This window comes from Photorhabdus sp. RM322S (assembly GCF_042879395.1).
Taxonomy (GTDB): Bacteria; Pseudomonadota; Gammaproteobacteria; order Enterobacterales; family Enterobacteriaceae; genus Photorhabdus; species Photorhabdus khanii.
On the sequence record NZ_JBHFKW010000040.1, the window covers coordinates 17,795 to 40,357 of the forward strand.

Consider the following 22,563-nt stretch of genomic DNA (forward strand, 5'->3'; position numbering starts at 1 on the left):
TGTTTAGGCTCTTTTAAACCATTACTGAATTTCCTCGTCACACCCCTCTGCCAACACCATATTTAAAACCCGGACTAAAACGACTTTATCCTCATTATTCTCCAACAGACTAAAATGGTTACCCGAAATTGGAATTAACCGCAGCGAAGAATCAGGCAATACCTGCGACCAACCTAACGACGGATCCCTATTTAAAGGCTGTGATTCAACATTCACAACTTCGGCATCCATAACCCCAGTATTCATAACAACGGGAACAGGTGGAGAAGGTTGCGTTGCATAGAACTGATGCAGCGTTATCGCCAATATTTGCGGCTCATAGTCTCTGACTATTTGTGCATAATTTGCTATCTGCTCCCAACGTTTTGCGATTAAATCAGCACGCAGATTTGCCGGATATAACGCCAATTTCTGCGCCGTTTCGATAAACTGCACTAAATTTAACTCATCAATTCGCCGGTACAGTGCCGTAATTTCTTCAATATGTCCGTCCTCTGTTTGCCTCGCCAACTCAATAAAGAATTGCAGTTTCGGTGGCGTTATCTGCTGCCTGTAATAATCAGGAACAGGCGTGTCTATCAGACCGAGGAAGCTGACCATCTCACCGGAATCCAACAGTTGCTGGGCAATGGCATAAGCCAATATGCCACCCGAAGAGTAACCGCATATCTGATATGGGCCTTCCGGTTGCACCGCTTTCATAAAGTTGATCATTCTTGCCGCCTGTTCTTCCATCGTCAACATCGGCTCTTCACTGATGGATGGCCAAGACAATGCATAAATCGGGTAGCCCGGTTGAATCTGTTGAGACAACCCGAAAACATAGGAATAATCACCCAGCCCACTGGGCACAAAGAATAACGGCAGACCTGTTCCGCCAGATCGCACCAATATTGCGCTGTTTCGCGGTTGAGACAGCCTATCTGATGTTATTTTCGCTGCCAGTTCAGCCAGCACCGAGAATTGAAACAGATCATTCAATGTGCAAACAAGACCATAATTAGCTGCAAGATTTATCATCCGCATAGCGAACAGTGAGTGCCCCCCCAAGGCGAAGAAATTATCATACCTGCTGACCTGCTCAATCTCTAGTAATTCACACCAAATAGCCGCCAGTGCAATTTCCGTTTCCCCTTGCGGCGCTTCGTAAACCTGCCGGGCAAAAGCTTCATTATCCGGGGCCGGTAGCGCACGACGATCCAACTTACCGTTCGGGGTCAGCGGGAAGACATCCAGACGCACAAACGCCGCCGGCACCATATAATCCGGTAAAATGGCACTCAGATGAGCACGCAAGCTATTAGCCAGTCTCTCATCCTCTGGTGCCAGGACATAAGCGACCAAGCGTTTATCCTGACCGTCACCCAACACCAACACAACCGCCTCTTGCACCGTTGGGTATTCCACCAACCGAGCCTCAATTTCACCCGGCTCAATCCGGAAACCACGGATTTTAACTTGCTGATCGTTACGGCCAATAAATTCCAAATTACCGTCCGGCAGGTAACGGGCCAAATCCCCGGTTTGGTACATGCGGGCATCCGGTTTATCGCTAAACGGATCCATCAGGAAACGTTCAGCAGTCAAGTCAGGACGGTTCAGATAGCCACGCGCCACCCCCGCACCACCAACATACAGCTCACCTATTGCCCCCAACGGCACTGGCTGGACGTCGCTATCCAACAAATAAATCTGGGTGTTCGCTGTCGGATGGCCGATAGGCACTAACGTATCTGTGTAGTCTGGCGGACAACGCCAGGTGGTCGCGCACACCGTGATTTCTGTCGGGCCGTAGGCATTAAACACCGTTGCCCGACGACTCAGTGCCTGAAGCAACATTGCACTGGGTGCCTCACCACCGAGTATCAACGTCGATCTTATCGTCATTTCCGGTAAATCGGACCTTTCCCGTAGCAGGGCCGGGGTCAGACAGGCATGGGTCACTGCCTGTTGCGCCAGATAATGCCAGAGACGAAGCGGGTCCTGACGGACGATATCGACAGCAATAATCAGACTGGCTCCACTCCCCAACGCCATCATGATTTCCCAAACACTGGCATCAAAACTCAATGAAGCAAACTGCAACATCCGGCTACCCGAGTGAATGTCAAACTGAGCGATTTTATCCCGGATAAGATTGATTAACCCACAATGCTCAACCATCACGCCTTTTGGTGTGCCGGTTGAACCGGAGGTGTAAATCACATACGCCAGATGCTGGGCAGTCAGTGCGGGCACTTGCGGGTTACTGTCCGGCTTATCAGGCAGCATATTCGGATCCAGTACAGTGAGTCCAGCCAGTGCTTCCTCACCCAGTGCGACATATCCAACATTATCCGCCAGCAAAATGGCCGGTGCAGCATCGGTTAAAATATATGCCAAACGTTCCCCCGGATAAGCCGGGTCCAATGGAACATAGGCTCCACCGGCTTTCAATACCGCCAGCAAGCTCACTATCATCGTCGGTGAACGTGTAACACAAATCGCTACTCGCTGGTCTGGCCCAACACCCCACGCAATCAGTTGATGGGCCAATCGGTTAGCACGGGTATTCAGTTCCGCATAGCTGAACGTCTGTTCTTGATACACCAGTGCCGTGACATCCGGGTTTTTCTCCACTTGTTGTTCAAATAACTGATGGATGCATAACGGCTCAGGATAGACAGTTTCCGTCGCATTCCAAGTTTTCAGTAACAGCCTGCGCTCTGCTTCTGGCAGAATATTCAATGTCCGTACTGGTGTTTCCGGCGACTGTTCAAGTGCTTCTATCAAACTCTCCAACGCCTGTTGCATATAACTACATATTCTTTCTGGATCAATCGGTTGAATAATTTGCGCCGTTAATCCCAATGCGTGACCAAAATCCTCCACCGACAAGACAAACGGATAGTTGGTGCGTTCTTGTCCGCTAAGGAATTCAATACCACGGATGCTGTCATCCTCGGTGACCTGCTGCGTACTATGCCGGTAGTTCAGCAAAGCACTGAAGAGCGGCGTTTCCCCCGGCACTCCACTGCAACGCTGGGCCAATGCCAGTGACGCATGTTCATGTGCCAGCAATTCCGCCAGCCGGGTATGCGCCGCCCGCACACTGTCTTGCACCGGGGTATCATCCATATCCAGCCGCAACGGCAAGGTATTGATAAACAGCCCCATACCACTGTCAGCGCCTTGCCCGACCTGCATACGCCCAAACAAGACGGTACCGAATACCACTTTCTCCTGTCCACTGGTACGCGACAAAACCTGTGCCCAGGCCAGATGGCACAACGCGGCCAGACTGACACCCAGACGCCGGGCCTGACGGCGCAGACGATCATTCAGCGTAGCAGGTAACATCCGGTGCGATTCCGTTACCTGCGAACCATCCCGATAGACCTCCGTCAACCCGAACGGTAGAGTCGGTTCATCCACTTCAGCCAACATGTCAGTAAAGAAGCGGGTATGCTCGGCCTGACTCACCCCCAACCGGGCCTGCGCCACCAGATTGCGGAAAGGCACCGGAGCAGGCAAGTTCTCTTCCTGTCCGGCAAGATAAGCCTGAACCTCACCGTTCATCACTTCCAGCGTCGTATGGTCGCCAATCAGATGATGCAGCAATTGCAATACAACCCAGCGCCCATCGTTCTCCTGCGCTACCGCAAAGTGCAACAAGGGGGCCTGGTTCAAGTCGAGGCGATGATGACGTGGGTCAAAATGTTGAGCTAACTGGTCACGGACCGGTCCATCAACCGGGTCCAGTGTCAGTTCAGTGACGGATAATTGCGCCTGACGCCAGACCACCTGAACCGGCGCGGATAATCCTTGCCAGATAAAAGCGGTACGCAGAATATCGTGACGATTAATCACCTGTTGCACCGCCGCCAGATAACGGTCCAACAGAACGCGGTCAGTAAAAGCCATCTGACTAACCAAGAGATACGGGTCACCTTGATTCGCCAGCAAATGGTGGAACAAAATGCCATCCTGCAACGGTGACAGGGCATAGATATCCTGAATATTGGTCACCCCACCCGGTACCTGCGCCACAATAAAGTCAATCTCAGATTGAGTCAGATCAATCAATGGCAATATCTCCGGTACCAATGCCGTGGTCACCGGGGTAATGATATTCGCCGGTACTACCACTGCCTGTGACTGCCCGACTGTTTGGGCAAATTCAGATAACACTGGAGATTGGAACAGATCACGCACCGCCAGTATTAACCCCGCATGGCGCAGACGTTCAATCATGCGTACCGCCAGTAACGAATGTCCTCCCAAGGCAAAGAAGCTGTCATAACGACTCACCTGTTCAATGCCCAACAACTCACCCCAGACAACGGCCAGCAGGGTTTCTGTCGCCCCTTGCGGCGCGGCAAAAACCTGCCGGGCAAAGGCCTCCGCCCCCGGCGCAGGCAATGCCCGACGGTCCAGTTTGCCATTCGGCATCAGGGGGAAAGCATCCAGACGAACAAACGCCGCCGGCACCATATAATCCGGCAAAATGGCGCTCAGGTGGCTACGCAGGCTGTTAACCAATCCATCATCCGCTGGCGCGACTACATAAGCCACCAACCGTTTATCCTGACCGTCGCCCAAAGCCCGCACCAGCGCTTCACTCACTGCCGGGTATTCCAGCAATCGGGCTTCGATTTCCCCCGGTTCAATGCGGAAACCGCGGATTTTCACCTGTTGGTCATTACGGCCCAGAAATTCCAGATTGCCATCCGGCAGGTAGCGGGCCAAATCGCCGGTCCGGTACATCCGAGCATCTGGCTTATCACTAAATGGATCGGCCAGAAAACGTTCCGCCGTCAAATCAGGACGATTGAGATAACCTCGCGCTACCCCCATGCCGCCAATATACAGCTCACCCACCGCGCCTAACGGCACCGGCTGGCTAACAGTATTCAACAAATAAACCTGGGTGTTCGCTGTCGGACGTCCAATCGCAATGACGCCCTCAGTGTAGTCTGACGGACAACGCCAGGTGGCCGCACACACCGTGATTTCTGTCGGGCCATAGGCATTAAACACCGTTGCCCGACGACTCAGGGCTTGAAGCAGCGTTGCGCTGGGGGCTTCACCACCGAGTATCAACGTCGGTCTTATCGCTATTTCCGGTAAATCGGTTCCCTCCCGGAGCAGGGCCGGGGTCAGGCAGGCGTGAGTTATCGCCTGTTCTTCCAGATAATGCCAGAGATGACGCGAGTCCTGACGAACCGTATCGGCCGGGATCGCCAACGTGGCCCCACTGCACAATGCCATCATGGTTTCCCAGACACTGGCATCAAAGCCAAATGAAGCAAACTGCAACATCCGGCTACCCGGATAAATATCAAACTGAACGATTTTTTCCTGGATCAGGTTAACCAGCCCACGATGTTCGACCATCACGCCTTTTGGTATGCCGGTCGAACCGGAGGTATAAATCACATACGCCAGATGGTGTGGGGTTAATGCCGGAACTTGCGGGTTGCTATCGGGTTGGTTGGGCAGGCTATTCGGGTCAAATACTGTCAGCCCTGCCAGCGCGTTCTCTCCCAGCGCCTCACGCCCGATATTATCCGCCAGTACAATAGCGGGTGCAGCATCGGCCAACATATGAATTAAACGTTCTCCCGGATAGGCCGGGTCTAGCGGCACATAAGCGCCCCCGGCTTTCAATACTGCCAGCAGCCCCACTATCCGCGCCGGCGAACTTGCGACGCAAATTGCCACCCGCTGATCCGGTGCGACTTCTAACGCTATCAATTGATGCGCCAGCCGATTAGCACGGGCGTTTAATTCGGCATAACTGAGAATGTGTTCTTCATACACCAGTGCCGTGGCATCCGGAGTTTTCTCTGCCTGTTGCTCAAATAACCGGTGAATACAACCGTGTTCAGGATACGACGCTTCGGTCGCATTCCAGGTTGCCAATAACAACTGGCGCTCCGCCACGCTCAGGATATCGATTTTCCCGACCGGCTGTTGCGGGTTAGCCGCCATCGCGCGCAATACGGTATGAAAATAGCCCATCTGCCGCTCAAGGGTCGCTTGATCAAATAGCGCAGTGGCATAATTCAGATAACCGGCAATCCGGCCGTCCACTTCACTCAAATTCAGCTCAAGATCGAACTTAACCACCTCAAAAGCGCACTCGACCGGTGAAACCGTCAGTCCCGGCAACCGCCATTCCGTGTTCTCATTGTTCTGCCAGGAAAACATCACCTGGAACAACGGAGTATGATCCAATCGGCGTGGCGGTTGCACGATTTCTACCACCTGCTCAAACGGCAGGTCCTGATGTTCCTGTGCTGCCAGCGCGGTTTGCCGTATACGCGCAAGCAATTCCGTCACGTTGGGGGCACCGGATAAATCCATCCGCAAAGCTAATGTATTGACAAAGAAACCGATCAGAGATTCCACTTCCTGCCGTCCACGCCCCGCACTCGGTGTACCAATAATTAGATCTTCCTGACCTGACAGACGCGATAAAACCGTCGCCCAAGCCGCCAACAGCGTCATAAATAACGTGACTCCCTGCTGCTCACTCAGACGTTTAAGGGATTGGGTTAACTCCGCATCCAGATTGACAAGCAATAAGGCCCCGGCAAACGACTGCTCAAGCGGACGTGGCCGATCAGTCGGCAAATCCAACAGTACTGGCGCGTCAGCCAGCCTCGTACGCCAATAATCAGATTGAGACTGTATGCGTTCAGCCGACAACCACTGACGCTGCCAGGCGGCATAATCAGGATATTGAATCGTCAACGGTGACAACGGATCCGGCTGCCCGGTCAGAAAAGCGGTGTAAAGAGTGCTCAATTCATGCATCAACACACTGACAGACCAACCATCGAAAACAATATGATGCTGGGTCAGCAAGAAAACGTGCTCATCGTCAGCCAACTGTACCAGACTAGAACGAATTAATGGGCCACGGGCAAGATCAAATGGGGTACCGGCTTCCTGAGCAGACAGGAACGCAAGCTGAGCAGCCACATCAAGTGCGTTACGCAGATCATATTTTTTCATCGGCAAACCTGATGCCGCCGGCAGCAACTCCACCTGCGGCTGGCCGTCAACAGCAACGAAGACAGAACGCAACGCTTCATGGCGGGCAAACAGCGTATCCAGCGCCTGCTGCCAGGCAGCAATATCCAGCCGACCACGCAAACGCAGGGCTACTAGAATATGATAGGTCTCACTTACCCCGTCAAACTGCGCCAAGAACCACAGACGCTGTTGAGCGAATGACAACGGCAATTTACCCTCACGGGATAACGGTATAATGACCGGTAATCTGCTACTCTGCTCATCAAATCGCGTACTCATCACTTCCGCAAAATCGGCCAAAGCAGGGAATGTAAACAACGTGGACAGCGGTAATTCAATCCCCAACGCGGCTATCCGGTTCATCATCCGCACCGCCAGCAACGAATGCCCCCCCAAGGCGAAAAAGTTGTCATACCGGCTAATCCGCTCAACACCGAGTAATTCTCGCCAGATAGCGGCTAATGTGGTTTCCATCTCTCCTGACGGCGCGGCGTAAATCTGCCGGGCAAAAGCCTCTTCTCCCGGTACCGGCAACGCCCGACGGTCCAGCTTACCGTTCGGGGTCAGCGGGAAGATATCCAGACGCACAAAAGCCACCGGCACCATATAATCCGGTAAAATCGCACTTAAGTGAACGCGCAGACGATTGACCAATTCCTCATCCGCATCTGCCACCACATAAGCCACCAGTCGTTTATCCTGACCGTCACCCAGCACCAGCACAACCGCTTCATGCACTGCCGGGTGTTCCATCAATCGGGCCTCAATTTCACCTGGCTCAATACGGAAACCGCGGATTTTAACTTGCTGATCGTTACGGCCAATGAATTCCAAATTACCGTCCAGCAGGTAACGGGCCAAATCCCCGGTTCGATACAGGCGGGCATTGGATTCACTACTGAATGGATCTGGCAGAAATCGTTCTGCGGTCAGTTCAGGACGATTAAGGTAGCCACGCGTCACCCCCGCACCACCAACATACAGCTCACCGATTGCCCCCAACGGCACTGGCTGGCCGTCGCTATCCAACAAATAAATCTGGGTGTTCGCCGTCGGATAGCCAATAGGCACTAACGTATCTGTGTAGTCTGGCGGACAACGCCAGGTGGTCGCACACACCGTGATTTCTGTCGGGCCGTAGGCATTAAACACCGTTGCCCGACGACTCAGTGCCTGAAGCAGCATTGCACTGGGTGCCTCACCGCCGAGTATCAACGTCGGTCTTATCGTCATTTCCGGTAAATCGGACCTTTCCCGAAGCAGGGCCGGGGTCAGACAGGCATGGGTCACTGCCTGTTGCGCCAGATAATGCCAGAGACGAAGCGGGTCCTGACGAACAATATCAACAGCGATAACCAAACTGGCCCCACTCCCCAACGCCATCATGATTTCCCAAACACTGGCATCAAAACTCAATGAGGCAAACTGCAATATCCGGCTACCCGAGTGAATGTCAAACTGGGCGATTTTATCCCGGATTAGATTGATTAGCCCACAATGCTCAACCATCACGCCTTTTGGTGTACCGGTTGAACCGGAGGTGTAAATCACATACGCCAGATGCTGGGCAGTCAGTGCCGTCACTTGCGGGTTACCATCCGGCTTATCAGGCAGCGTATTCGGATCCAGTACAGTGAGTCCAGCCAGTGCTTCCTCACCCAGTGCGACATATCCAACATTATCCGCCAGCAAAATGGCCGGTGCAGCATCGGTTAAAATATATGCCAAACGTTCCCCCGGATAAGCCGGGTCCAATGGAACATAGGCGCCACCGGCTTTCAATACCGCCAGCAAGCTCACTATCATCGTCGGTGAACGTGTAACACAAATCGCTACTCGCTGGTCTGGCCCAACACCCCACGCAATCAGTTGATGGGCCAATCGGTTAGCACGGGTATTCAGTTCCGCATAGCTGAACGTCTGTTCTTGATACACCAGTGCCGTGGCATCCGGGTTTTTCTCCACTTGTTGTTCAAATAACTGATGGATGCATAACGGCTCAGGATAGACAGTTTCCGTCGCATTCCATGTTTTCAGTAACAGCCTGCGCTCTGCTTCTGGCAGAATATTCAATGTCCGTACTGGTGTTTCCGGCGACTGTTCAAGTGCTTCTATCAAACTCTCCAGCGCCTGTTGCATATAACTACATATTCTTTCTGGATCAATCGGTTGAATAATTTGTGCCGTTAATCCCAATGCGTGACCAAAATCCTCCACCGACAAGACAAACGGATAGTTAGTTCGCTCCTGTGCGCCAAGGAATTCAATACCCGGCACCATCTGATTTGAGATCGTCGGTTGCTCATTATGTCGGTAGTTCAGCAAAGCACTGAAGAGCGGCGTTTCCCCCGGCACCCCACTGCAACGCTGGGCCAATGCCAGTGACGCATGTTCATGTGCCAGCAATTCCGCCAGCCGGGTATGCGCCGCCCGCACACTGTCTTGCACCGGGGTATCATCCATATCCAGTCGCAACGGCAAGGTATTGATAAACAGCCCCATGCCACTATCGCCCCCTTGCCCGGCCTGCATCCGCCCAAACAAGACGGTGCCGAACACCACTTTCGCCTGTCCGCTGGTACGTGACAACACCTGTGCCCAGGCCAAATGGCACAAAGTCGCCAAACTGACGCCCAGACGCCGGGCCTGACTGCGCAGGCGGTCATTCAACGTAGCGGATAACATCCGGTACGACTCCGTCACCTGTGAACCATCCCGATGAACCTCCGTCAATCCGAACGGCAGCGTCGGCTCATCCAGCTCAGACAACATCTCAGTAAAGAAGCGGGTATGTTCGGCCTGACTCACCCCCAACCGAGCCTGAGCCACCAGATTGCGGAAAGGGACCGGCACAGGCAAGTTCTCTCCCTGTCCGACAAGATAAGCCTGAACTTCACCGTTCATCACTTCCAGCGTTGTATGATCGCCAATCAGATGATGCAGCAATTGCAGTACGCTCCAGCGGCCATCGTCTTCCTGCGCTACCGCAAAGTGCAACAAGGGTGCCTGGTTCAAGTCGAGGCGATGATGACGTGGGTCAAAATGTTGAGCTAACTGGTCACGGACCGGTCCATCAACCGGGTCCAGTGTCAGTTCAGTGACGGATAATTGCGCCTGACGCCAGACCACCTGAACCGGCGCGGATAATCCTTGCCAGATAAAAACGGTACGCAGGATATCGTGGCGATTAACCACCTGTTGCACTGCCGCTAAATAGCTGTCCAACAGGGCGCGGCTCGCAAAGGTCATCTGGCTGGCCAAGAGATACGGGTCACCTTGATTCGCCAGCAGATGGTGGAACAGAATGCCATCCTGCAAGGGTGACAGGGCATAGATATCCTGAATATTGGCAACCCCACCCGGTACTTGTGCAATGATATGGTCAATTTCAGACTGAGTGAGATCAATCAACGGCAACATGTCAGGTATCAGTGCCGTGGTCACCGGGGTAATGACATTCGCTGGCACCACCACCGCTTGTGATTGCCCGACTGTTTGGGCTAATGCCGATAACACCGGAGCGTGGAACAGGTCACGTACCGCCAACGTCAGTCCAGCACGGCGCAGACGGTCAATCATTCGCACCGCCAGCAACGAATGACCGCCCAGGGCAAAGAAACTGTCGTGCCGGCTGATCTGTTCAATACCCAACAATTCGCTCCAGATAGCGGCCAGCAGGGTTTCTGTCTCTCCTTGCGGCGCTGCGTAAACCTGCCGGGCAAAAGCTTCTTCCCCCGGTGCCGGTAACGCCCGACGGTCCAGTTTGCCATTCGGCATCAGGGGGAAAGCATCCAGACGCACAAAAGCCGCCGGCACCATATAATCCGGCAAAATGGCACTCAGGTGACTACGCAGTTGGTTAACCAACGCTTCATCCGCTTCTGCCGCCACATAAGCCACCAACCGTTTGTCCTGACCGTCACCCAGCACCAGCACAATCGCTTCATGTACCGCAGAGTGTTCCACCAAATGGGCTTCGATCTCCCCCGGCTCAATGCGAAAACCGCGGATCTTAACCTGCTGGTCATTACGGCCAGCAAACACCAGATTGCCATCCGGCAGGTAACGGGCCAAATCTCCGGTGCGGTACAAGCGGGCATCCGGTTCATCACTAAACGGATCCGGCAGAAAACGTTCTGCCGTCAGTTCAGGGCGATTGAGATAGCCACAAGCCACCCCATCCCCACCAATATATATCTCACCAATTACCCCCTGCGGTACCGGCTGACCGTAGACATCCAACAGATAAACCCGCGTATTGGCTATCGGTCGACCAATCGGGATCCGGGTCACTTCCGGCGATAATTCTGCAATACGGTAAGTCGTGGTAAAAGTGGTTCCTTCACTCGGCCCATAAGCCTGCAATAATTGTTGCGGCGGGCTATCACGCAGAACCTGAGCTATCACATGCGGATCCAGTACATCGCCGCCGACAATCAGGATCTTGAGCTGGGGGAGAGCCGGAGCCAGTTCTGACGCCAGCCGGTTAAACAACCCGATAGTCAGCCACAGCACCGTGACACGATGCACGTGTAAAACCTGCACTAACTTATGTGGCGTCAGCAACGTGTCATGGTCGATAACCACCAGCGCACCGCCGTTAAGCAACGGCGCCCAGACTTCGAACGTGCCAGCATCGAAAGCCGGATTAGCAGTAAAGGCAACCCGATCATCCGGCCCGATGTCGGCGTACCCATTATTTATCACCAGTCGAACCACGGCACGATGCGGCACCATCACCCCTTTTGGCGTGCCGGTCGAGCCGGAGGTATACATGATATAGGCCAATTCGGTACTGGCGCGGGGTAAATCAAGATTATGCTGATCTTCTTCCCTGATGGTGATTATCTCACCGGCCAGACAAAACCGGGGGATCGCCAGATCAACCGGGATATCGCTGAGCAATAATTTGGCTGAACAGTCGTTTATCAGCCAGTTTTTCCGCTCGTCCGGCACGCGGGGATCGATTGGTACATAAACAGCCCCGGCTTTGAGAATTGCCAATTGAGCCACGACCAGCTCAATAGATCGTTCTAACAGCACCGCAATCCGATCATCCGACTGAATCCCCCGCTTAATTAACTGGCGGGCCAGTCGGTTGGCGCGAGCATTTAATTCGGCATAGCTGAGAATGTGTTCTTCATACACCAGCGCTACTGCGTCAGGAGTTTTCTCTGCCTGTTGCTCAAACAGCCGGTGAATGCATGACTGATCAGGATACGACGTCTGGGTTGCATTCCAGGTTGCCAGTAACAGCTTGCGTTCGGCTACCGTCAGGATATCGATTTTCCCGACCGGCTGTTGCGGGTTAGCCGCCATCGCCCGCAGTACGGTATGGAGATACTCCATATAACGCTTGATGGTCGATTCATCAAACAAGGCAGTGGCATAATTCAGATAACCGACAATCCGGCCATCCACCTCAGACAGATTCAATTCAAGATCAAATTTAGCGATATCGATGAGTTGATCAGCAGGTGAAACCATCAGTCCCGGCAACCGCCATTCCGTGTTCTCATTGTTCTGCCAGGCAAACATCACCTGGAACAACGGAGTATGATCCAATCGGCGTGGCGGTTGCACGATTTCTACCACCTGTTCAAACGGCAGATCCTGATGCTCCTGCGCCGCCAGCGCAGTTTGTCGCACACGCGCCAGCAATTCCGCCACATTTGGCGCACCGGATAAGTCCATCCGCAACGCCAGCGTATTGACAAAAAAGCCGATCAGGGATTCCACTTCCTGCCGACTGCGGCCCGCACTCGGTGTACCGATAATTAGATCTTCCTGACCTGACAGACGCGATAAAACCGTCGCCCAAGCCGCCAACAGCGTCATAAATAACGTGACTCCCTGCTGCTCACTCAAGCGTTTAAGGGATTGGGTTAACTCCGCATCCAGACTGATGGGCAAAATATTCCCGGCAAACGACTGCTCAAGCGGACGTGGTCGGTCAGTGGGCAAATCCAGTAGAACCGGCGCATCAACCAGCCTCTCACGCCAATAATCAGATTGGGACTGTATGCGTTCAGCCGACAGCCATTGACGCTGCCAGGCGGCATAATCAGGATACTGAATCGTCAACGGTGGCAACGGATCCGGCTGCCCCGCCAGAAAAGCGGTGTAGAGGGTGTTCAATTCACGCATCAATACACTGACAGACCAGCCATCAAAAATAATATGATGTTGGGTCAGCAGGAAAACGTGTTCATCATTAGCCAGTTGTACCAGAGCGGAACGAATTAATGGGCCACCGGCAAGATCAAACAGCGCATTGGCTTCCTGAGCAGAGAGAGACGCAAGCTGCGTATCCCCATCAGGCGCATTACGCAGATCATATTTTTTCATCGGCAAGCCTGATGTCGCCGGTAACAACTCCACCTGCGGCTGGCCGTCGATAGCCACAAAAACAGAGCGCAACGCTTCATGGCGGGCAAACAGCGTATCCAGCGCCTGCTGCCAGGCAGCGATATCCAGCTGACCACGTAAACGCAGAGCCAGCGGAATATGATAGGTCTCACTCACCCCCTCAAACTGCGCCAGGAACCACAGACGCTGTTGCGCAAATGACAACGGTAATTGGCCCTCACGGGATAGCGGAACGATAGCGGGCAATATCCTGCCCGACTCATCAAACCGAGCGCGCATCGCTTCAGCAAAAGCCATCAAAGACGGGAATGTAAACAGCATGGACAGCGGTAATTCAATCCCTAAAGCGGCTATTCGGTTCATCATCCGCACCGCTAACAACGAATGGCCGCCCAGTGCGAAAAAGTTGTCGTACCGGCTAATCCGCTCGATACCCAGTAATTCATGCCAGATAGCCGCCAATGTGGTTTCCATCTCCCCTGATGGCGCAGCGTAAATTTGCCGGGCAAAATCTTCTTCCCCCGGCACCGGTAATGCCCGCCGATCCAGTTTGCCGTTTGGTGTCAACGGAAAGGCATCCATACAGACAAAAGCGGCCGGCACCATATAATCCGGTAACACCGCACTTAAGTGAGCACGTAGATGGTTAACCAACGTCTCATTCGCGTCTGCCACCACATAAGCCACCAGTCGTTTGTTCTGCCCGTCGTCCAGCGCCAACACGACCGCTTCATGCACTGCCCGGTGTTCCATCAATCGAGCCTCAATTTCCCCCGGTTCAATACGGAAACCGCGGATTTTCACCTGTTGGTCATTACGGCCCAGAAATTCCAGATTGCCATCCGGCAGATAACGGGCCAAATCCCCGGTCCGGTACATGCGCGCATCCGGTTGATCACTAAATGGATCTGTCAGGAAACGTTCAGCCGTCTGGGCAGGGCGATTAAGATAGCCACAAGCCACCCCATCTCCCCCCACATAAATCTCACCAATCGCACCTGACGGTACCGGCAGACCGTAAGCATCCAGCAGATAAATACGTGTATTGGCTATCGGTCGGCCAATGGGGATCCGGGTCACTCCCTGCGCTAATGCCACGATAGGATACATGGTGGTAAAAGTGGTTCCCTCACTCGGCCCATAAGCTTGTAATAATTGTTGTGGCGGGCGATTATTCAGGACCTGAGCAATCACCTGTAAATCGGGGATATCACCCCCGAAAATCAGGATCTTAATCTGCGGAAGAACCGAGGATAACTCTGCCGCCAGCCGGTTAAATAACCCAATCGTCAGCCACAGCACTGTGATGTGATGAGCCTGTAAAACCCGGACTAACTCCGGCGGCGTTAATAACGTAGCGCGGTCAATAACCACTAACGCCCCGCCATTAAGCAACGGTGCCCAGACTTCAAATGTACTGGCATCGAAAGCCGGATTAGCCGTAAAGGCAACCCGGTCATCTTGGCCGATTTCAGCATAGCCATTATTGATGACCAGCCGAACCACCGCACGATGCGGCACCATCACCCCTTTGGGTGTGCCAGTCGAGCCGGAGGTATACATAACATAGGCCAGTTCAGGACTGGCGCGGGACAAGTCAGGATTGCGGTAATCTTCCTCCCTGATAGTGCTCATCTCATCGGGCAGACATAACCGGGGAATTGCCAGATCAACCGGGATATCGGTAAGTAATAACCTGGCTGAACAGTCGTTTATCAGCCAATGCTTCCGCTCGTCCGGTACGCGGGGATCAATCGGCACATAAACGGCCCCGGCTTTGAGGATAGCCAACTGAGCCACTACCAGTTCAACAGAACGTTCTAATAAAACCGCAATCCGATCGTCCGGCTCAATCCCCTGCCCAATTAACCGGTGAGCCAGTCGATTGGCGCGGGCATTTAATTCCGCATAGCTGAGAATATGTTCTCCATACACCAGCGCTGTCGTGGCAGGGGTTTTTTCGGCCTGTTGTTCAAACAGCCGGTGAATACAATATTGGTCGGGATACGGTGCCTGGGTCGCGTTCCAGGTCCCCAGCAACAGCCTTTTTTCCGCTGCCGGCAAGATATTCAATACCCGTACCGGTGTCTCTGGCCGTTGCTCAAGCGCCTCTGCCAGGCTTTCCAGCGCCTGTTGCATATAACTACATATTCGTTCTGGATCAAACGGCTGTACCACCTGAGCGGTTAATCCCAAAGTGGAACCCCCATCCTCCACGGACAGCACAAACGGATAATTAGTTCGCTCCTGCTCGCTCAGGAATTCAATATCCGGCTCCACTTTATTTGGGATCGTCGGTTGATCATTATGTCGATAGTTCAGCAAAGCACTGAAGAGCGGAATTTCCCTTTGCACCCCACTGCAACGCTGGGCCAATGCCAGTGACGCATGTTCATGATCCAGCAATTCAGCTAACCGGGTATGGGCTAATCGTACACTGTCTTGCACCGGGGTATCATCCATATCCAGTCGTAACGGCAGGGTATTGATAAACAGCCCCATGCCGCTGTCAGCACCTTCCCCTGCCTGCATCCGCCCAAACAAGACAGTACCGAACACCACTTTCGCCTGCCCGCTGGTACGTGACAACACCTGTGCCCAGGCCAAATGGCACAAAGTCGCCAAACTGACGCCCAGACGCCGGGCCTGATTGCGCAGGCGGTCATTTAACCTAGCGGGTAACATCCGGTACGACTCCGTCACCTGCGAACCATCTCGATGGACCCCCGTCAACCCGAATGGTAGCGTCGGTTCATCCACTTCAGCCAACATGTCAGTAAAGAAGCGGGTATGTTCGGCATCACTCATCCCCAACCGGGACTGCGCCACCAGATTGCGGAAAGGGACCGGCGCAGGCAAGCTCTCTTCCTGTCCGGCAAGATAGGCCTGAATCTCGCCATTCATCACTTCCATTGTGGTATGGTCACCAGTCAAATGGTGCTGCAATTGCAATACAATCCAGCGACCATCCGTTTCCTGCGCCACCATAAAATGCAGCAAAGGGGCCTGGCTTAAGTCGAGGAAATATTGACGCAAGTTAAAACGCTGCATTAGCTGGTCACTTACCGGACCATCAGCCGGATCCAGCATCAAGTCAGTCACTGACAACAGCGCCTGACGCCAGACCACCTGAACCGGCATTGATAATCCTTGCCAGATAAAAACAGTACGCAGGATATCGTGGCGATTAACCACCTGTTGCACCGCTGTCAGATAGCGCTCCAACAAAGGTCGGTCAGCAAAGGCTATCATATAGACCAGCAGATACGGGTCGCCTTCATTCTCCAGTAAATGATGGAACAAAATACCGTCCTGTAACGGTGACAGGGCATAGATATCCTGAATATTGGCTATTCCACCCGGCACTTGCTCAACGATACGGTCAATTTCTGGTTGAGTCAGATCAATCAACGGCAGCATTTCCGGCGTCAGCACCGCAGTCGCCGGGGTAATGACATTAGGCGGTACCACCATCACCTGATGTTGCCCCAACATTCGGGCAAGTTCGGATAGCACCGGAGATTGGAATAAGTGACGTACCGCCAACGTCAGTCCAGCATGGCGCAGACGTTCAATCATCCGCACCGCAAGCAGAGAATGACCGCCCAGTACGAAGAAGTTATCATGCCGGCTGATCTGTTCAATGCCCAACAACTCACTCCAGATAGCGGCCAATAAGGTTTCGGCTTCTCCCTGCGGTACTGCATAAACCTGCCGGGCAAAAGCTTCTTCCCCCGGCGTCGGTAATGCCCGACGATCCAATTTGCCGTTCGGCGTCAACGGGAAGGTCTCCAGACATACAAAGGCCACCGGCACCATATAATCGGGTAAAACCATACTTAAGTGAGTATGCAAACGGTTAACTAACCCCTCATGCGCCTCTGCCACCACATAAGCCACCAACCGTTTGTCCTGTCCCTCATCCCACGTCAGTACAACCGCTTCATGCACTGCCGGGTATTCCATCAATCGTGCTTCAATTTCCCCCGGCTCAATCCGGAAACCACGGATTTTCACCTGCTGGTCATTACGGCCAGCAAACACCAGATTGCCATCCAGCAGGTAACGGGCTAAATCTCCGGTGCGGTACAGGCGGGCATCCTGCTTATCACTAAACGGATCCGGCAGAAAACGTTCCGCAATCAGTTCGGGGCGATTGAGATAGCCACAAGCAACCCCATCTCCACCGATATAAATTTCTCCTTCCGCACCCAATGGCACCGGCTGACCATAGGTATCCAACAGATAAACCCGCGTATTGGCTATCGGCCGACCAATCGGGATCCGGGTCACTTCCGGCGATAATTCTGCGATACGGTAAGTCGTGGTAAACGTGGTTCCTTCACTCGGCCCATAAGCCTGCAATAATTGTTGCGGCGGGCTATCACGCAGAACCTGAGCTATCACATGCGGATCCAGTACATCTCCGCCGACAATCAGGATCTTGAGCTGGGGGAGAGCAGGAGCCAATTCTGACGCCAGCCGGTTAAACAACCCGATAGTCAGCCACAGCACCGTGACACGATGCACGTGTAAAACCTGCACTAACTTATGTGGCGTCAGCAACGTGTCATGGTCGATAACCACCAGCGCACCGCCGTTAAGCAACGGTGCCCAGACTTCGAACGTGCCGGCATCGAAAGCCGGATTAGCAGTAAAGACAACCCGATCATCCGGCCCGATTTCGGCGTACCCATTATTTATCACCAGTCGAACCACGGCACGATGCGGCACCATCACTCCTTTTGGCGTACCGGTCGAGCCGGAGGTATACATAATATAGGCCAATTCGGTACTGACGCGGGGTAAGTCAGGATTGCGGTGATCTTCTTCTCCGATAGCGTCCATTTCATTAACAAGGCAGAACTGAGGAATTACCGAGTCAACCGGGATATCGCTGAGTAATAATTTGGCTGAACAGTCGTTTATCAGCCAGTTTTTCCGCTCGTCCGGGACACGGGGATCAATCGGCACATAAATGGCCCCAGCTTTGAGAATTGCCAACTGAGCCACAACCAGCTCAATAGATCGTTCTAACAGCACCGCAATCCGATCATCTGACCGTATCCCCCGCTCAATTAACCGACGGGCTAGTCGATTAGCTCGGGCATTTAACTCGGCATAGCTGAGAATACGTTCCTCATACACCAGCGCTATCGCATCAGGGGTTTTCTCCGTCTGTTGCTCAAACAACCGATGAATGCATGTTTGGTCAGGGTATCGCGTCTGAGTTGCATTCCAGGTTTCCAGCAACAGCGTGCGTTCAGCTTCAGGCAACAAATTAAGTTGCCAGACAGGAATACCACCCTTTTCTTCTGCCGATGATGCCAACACCTGTAAATGTTCACTCATCCGCTGAACCATTTCCGTACTCAAACGGTTTGTATCATAGATCCAGCGAAAACCACCTTGAGTATTCATCTGGAGTGTCAACAATTCACCTAACGCATTCTGCTCCCACGGTTCGTCATCCGGTATCAAAGAGACGGCAACCCGCCACGGGCGGCTTGTTGTTAATGCCGGGATAGCACACAGTGAAGGAGAACGAGAAAGGAGATCACGGCAAAATGTACGATGCTGCGCCAGTTGTGCAAGCTCATCATTTATCCAGTTCGCTACCGTACACCACGGCTGATCAAACTCCACCTTAACCGTCATTGGCACCACCGGCGCCAAACCAGACAACATATCCGGTTCATCTTTTACCCTATCTATACACCAGCCGATTTGGAATTCGGTCTGATGAGTCAAACGCGCAAGATAAATAGCAAATGTCTGTAACAGTATCTGCAATGGGGCTTTTTCACCGTTTTTTAATAGTGGGGATTGCCAGGCACTTAATGCCCATTTAGGTTCTGCTGATTTCCCGGTAGTTTCGAAAGGTAATTGCAATGGCAGCAAAGAGGCAAGACGCTCACGCCAGAATGATTCACTGGGCGCGAGTGCCTGGAGAGTATCTTTTACATTCTGCGCCTGCTGTGGGGAAAGCAGAGGCAACTGCTTACCTGGCCTGAGTTCTGATATATCGGCAAGCTCCCCGGCGGACAGTAATTTGCCCTCAAGTGTGGCGAAACCCCCGATCCGAACATCCTCACTGCCAGTTGTTACCTGCCAGGCATCCTCCTCTAGCGCAATCAACGTACCGGGGGCTTCCTCAGAACGGTGGTTTAGCCGTTGAAGCCAGGAAATCCGTACCGGACCCTGCTTCAGTAACAGTTTCGGGCAACCCAGTGGATTTAAGTAATTTTCGCCAAAATCTAACGCCCGTACCAAAGCTGACAGTGCCTCACCCGGCTGCTGCCAGCACAGATACCCCCCGCCATCGGGGCGACGTGATTGACGATAAAAGCTCCGTTGTGTCAGATCTTGCGGATAAGTCACCAACTTGCCCTGATCAAGATCCCTAAGCAGTTTAATAAATCCTTCCTGAGCCGCCTGATAACATTTCAGGTTCAATGAAAACGCATTATCCTGCTCCTCAATAGCTACCGGCCATTGCACAGCAATATCGCCGGTATCCACCCCCGCCTCAATGCAGTGCCACGAAACGGCGTAATGTATCTCCCGCGCTAGCAGCGCCCAAGAAGTTGCATGACTGCCCGCATAACGAGGCAAAGGGCTATTATAGTAATTAAAAGCACCGCCGCGAATCTGCCCAATCAGCGACGCGGGCAGGATAATCGGATTAACGATGGAGAAAAGCCAGTCCACAGGGTATTGCACAATTTGCGCGTGTAATTCCTCGACCGAGTTCACACAAACAATCCCTTGCCGGGCAGCCCATGTTTGCAAAACAGTATCAGTAGTCAACATTGCTTGTATCGTATGCCCGGCCGCCTGAATTTGTTCGGCACAAAACACCGCAAGGGTTGTTTCCCCGACCACGACACAGCGACGTGACAGAACAGGTATATTTTTTACGTTATTGGTTATATTTTCTGGCGTCTGAGAGAGAAGTTCGGTTTTAAGGACACTTTCCGCTTTAGCAATGTTATCTTTCATCTACTACCTCAATGAATCTGTTAGATATTTAGCAACTGTCATTTTCAACAATTATGACAAATGTTTTTTTACTGTTGTCCCATTTAATCCTGGACGGAATAAAAATGGGCACGTTAAGCATCAATTAAAATATTCAGGCAACGTTTTCTCTCTGGAGCTGGGTATAAGTAACCGTTTTATTAGTGATTCTGTAACGATAACTTTCCTAATAATGGGATAAATGGTTCATTTATGATCTATAAATATACGTTCTATTTCATCGCTATTTTTCAGATAAATACCTTTAATTAACACTTAAATCCATGGCTTAAACGAGAATCATCAACGACTACTCTATTAACATGAACTTATCTTGGTAACTTATTACAAAATAAGACTTCCTCTTTAAATAAACAGCAAATAAATCACCACATCAAATCCAATTTTTAAACACTTGAAAAGATATCCTGTATATTTAATTACTTTAAAATATAAGTTCAGGCTAAAATCAATTTAATAACATGTTGTTTTATAAAAAAATTTCTATAATTAATGTAAAAGTTAATTACATTTAACTCCATAAAGAAATAATTTTTAATTAAAATTAATCTAATCATATATTATTTTATTATAATATAGCTAAGATCAGCATTTATGCAATAGAGTATTGATCATTAAGCAACATATTAAAAGAGAGCCCTTCTTTGATATGAATTATCGGATATTAAACGATATTTATCATCGCATAATGCAAGCAAAATTAAAGTCCTATACCGTTTAGCTTGTAAATATCAGTGAACATCTACATTAAGACGCCTTGACCTTCCATCACAATCATTGCTAAAAGAAGGGGTCATCTCCTCGGCTAAAATCCATATAGATTATTAATATATTCAATAGGTAAATAATAAACCGCTTAAGCAATTAATTAACAAACACAATGAAATCAATCAAAAGATACTAAAAACCCACCTTAATACAATAATGACCTTAAAAAGTCTTATCATACTTTAAATTTCATATTAAAAATATGATTAAAGTCAAAAATAAATATATATAGAAAACAGGAATAAAAATTTAATGTTTAATACCCTGATCATAATATCCTATATGATAAGGTTTACTGACAGTTTTAAAAGGTTTTCATAAGTCACCAAAATTTATTTTATCTTCATAAATCAGCCAGTAAATAACCTGATGATTTAAAGATACCCTTTTATGTTTTTTCGGATAATCAGTCCTTTTTTCAGGGCTTAAATCCTGTCAGATTAACCATTTTATCCATCTTTTTATTGTATTATCTTTAAGGCTTAACGGTTAATGGATTTCGATTAAATGCGGTTAACTGTCCTTTTTAAAATTTTTACTTATAGTTAGATCCGCCTTAAATAAAATTTTTAATATCTCTGTAGTTGTGCTTTTAAATGGTCATGGCAGGATTAGGTAAAGGTAAAATAACCGAGGGATAGAATCACCGATAAATGCATTAAACATGACAGTGAATAGGTCGTTTTTAGTCATGCTGTACCTTTTAAAAATCCGGCATTAATGGGATATCTGTTTTTTTACTCTTAACTGATTAATTACTGAAAAAAAGAAAAAACAAGTGAAAGTGAAAGCAAATCGTATTAAAAAGATGATAAATCTGTAAAACAATTCTAAACAATTCTTATTCCGAAAGTTTTTGTTATTTTTTAATTAATGCCCCGAATAGATTACTTGTATTATATTTTAGGATTTTATTGAGCGCGCAATAAAAAAACACAACAATAACTGGTCAAATAAATACAAGAATCGAAATCCATAATGACCAATTCCATATGACAGTAAAAAGAGAGGAAAATACAATACTATAATAATATTGCAAAACTTTATCACCTCAAATCAACCCTATACATGAGGATTTGGGTCAGCACAATCTGATATTAAAATAACCAATAAGAGCGATAAGCATCGCTTGATATTTATCATGATAAATCTTCCTCAATTCCTATCGCATTATCCGGATAGCGGCGTTACTTCATGTTCTTATACATGTACCGAAAATCGACTTCTTGAGTACCGTTATCAATCTTACCTCCAGGATATTCAACCCACTCACCTTTCCCGTTAGTCACCGTGACCTTCGCCATTTTGGTTTCATCCAACTTGGGCTTAAAGGTAATTTTCCATTCCGCTCCTGGAGTTAAT

1 protein-coding gene is annotated in these 22,563 nt (G+C 50.8%); it reads right to left on the reverse strand.

Features of this window, described 5'->3' with window-relative positions:
- Positions 1 to 21: 21 nt before the first annotated feature.
- Positions 22 to 20,394: a non-ribosomal peptide synthase/polyketide synthase gene (locus ACGF63_RS18750; protein ID WP_387632628.1), complete on the reverse strand. Its 20,373-nt coding sequence runs from the start codon at positions 20,392 to 20,394 to the stop codon at positions 22 to 24.
- Between the last annotated feature and the right edge of the window lie 2,169 nt (positions 20,395 to 22,563).

Excerpts from the sequence above, each read along its gene's own strand:
- ACGF63_RS18750 (WP_387632628.1), bottom strand. The coding sequence starts at position 20,394 with ATGAAAGATAACATTGCTAAAGCGGAAAGTGTCCTTAAAACCGAACTT.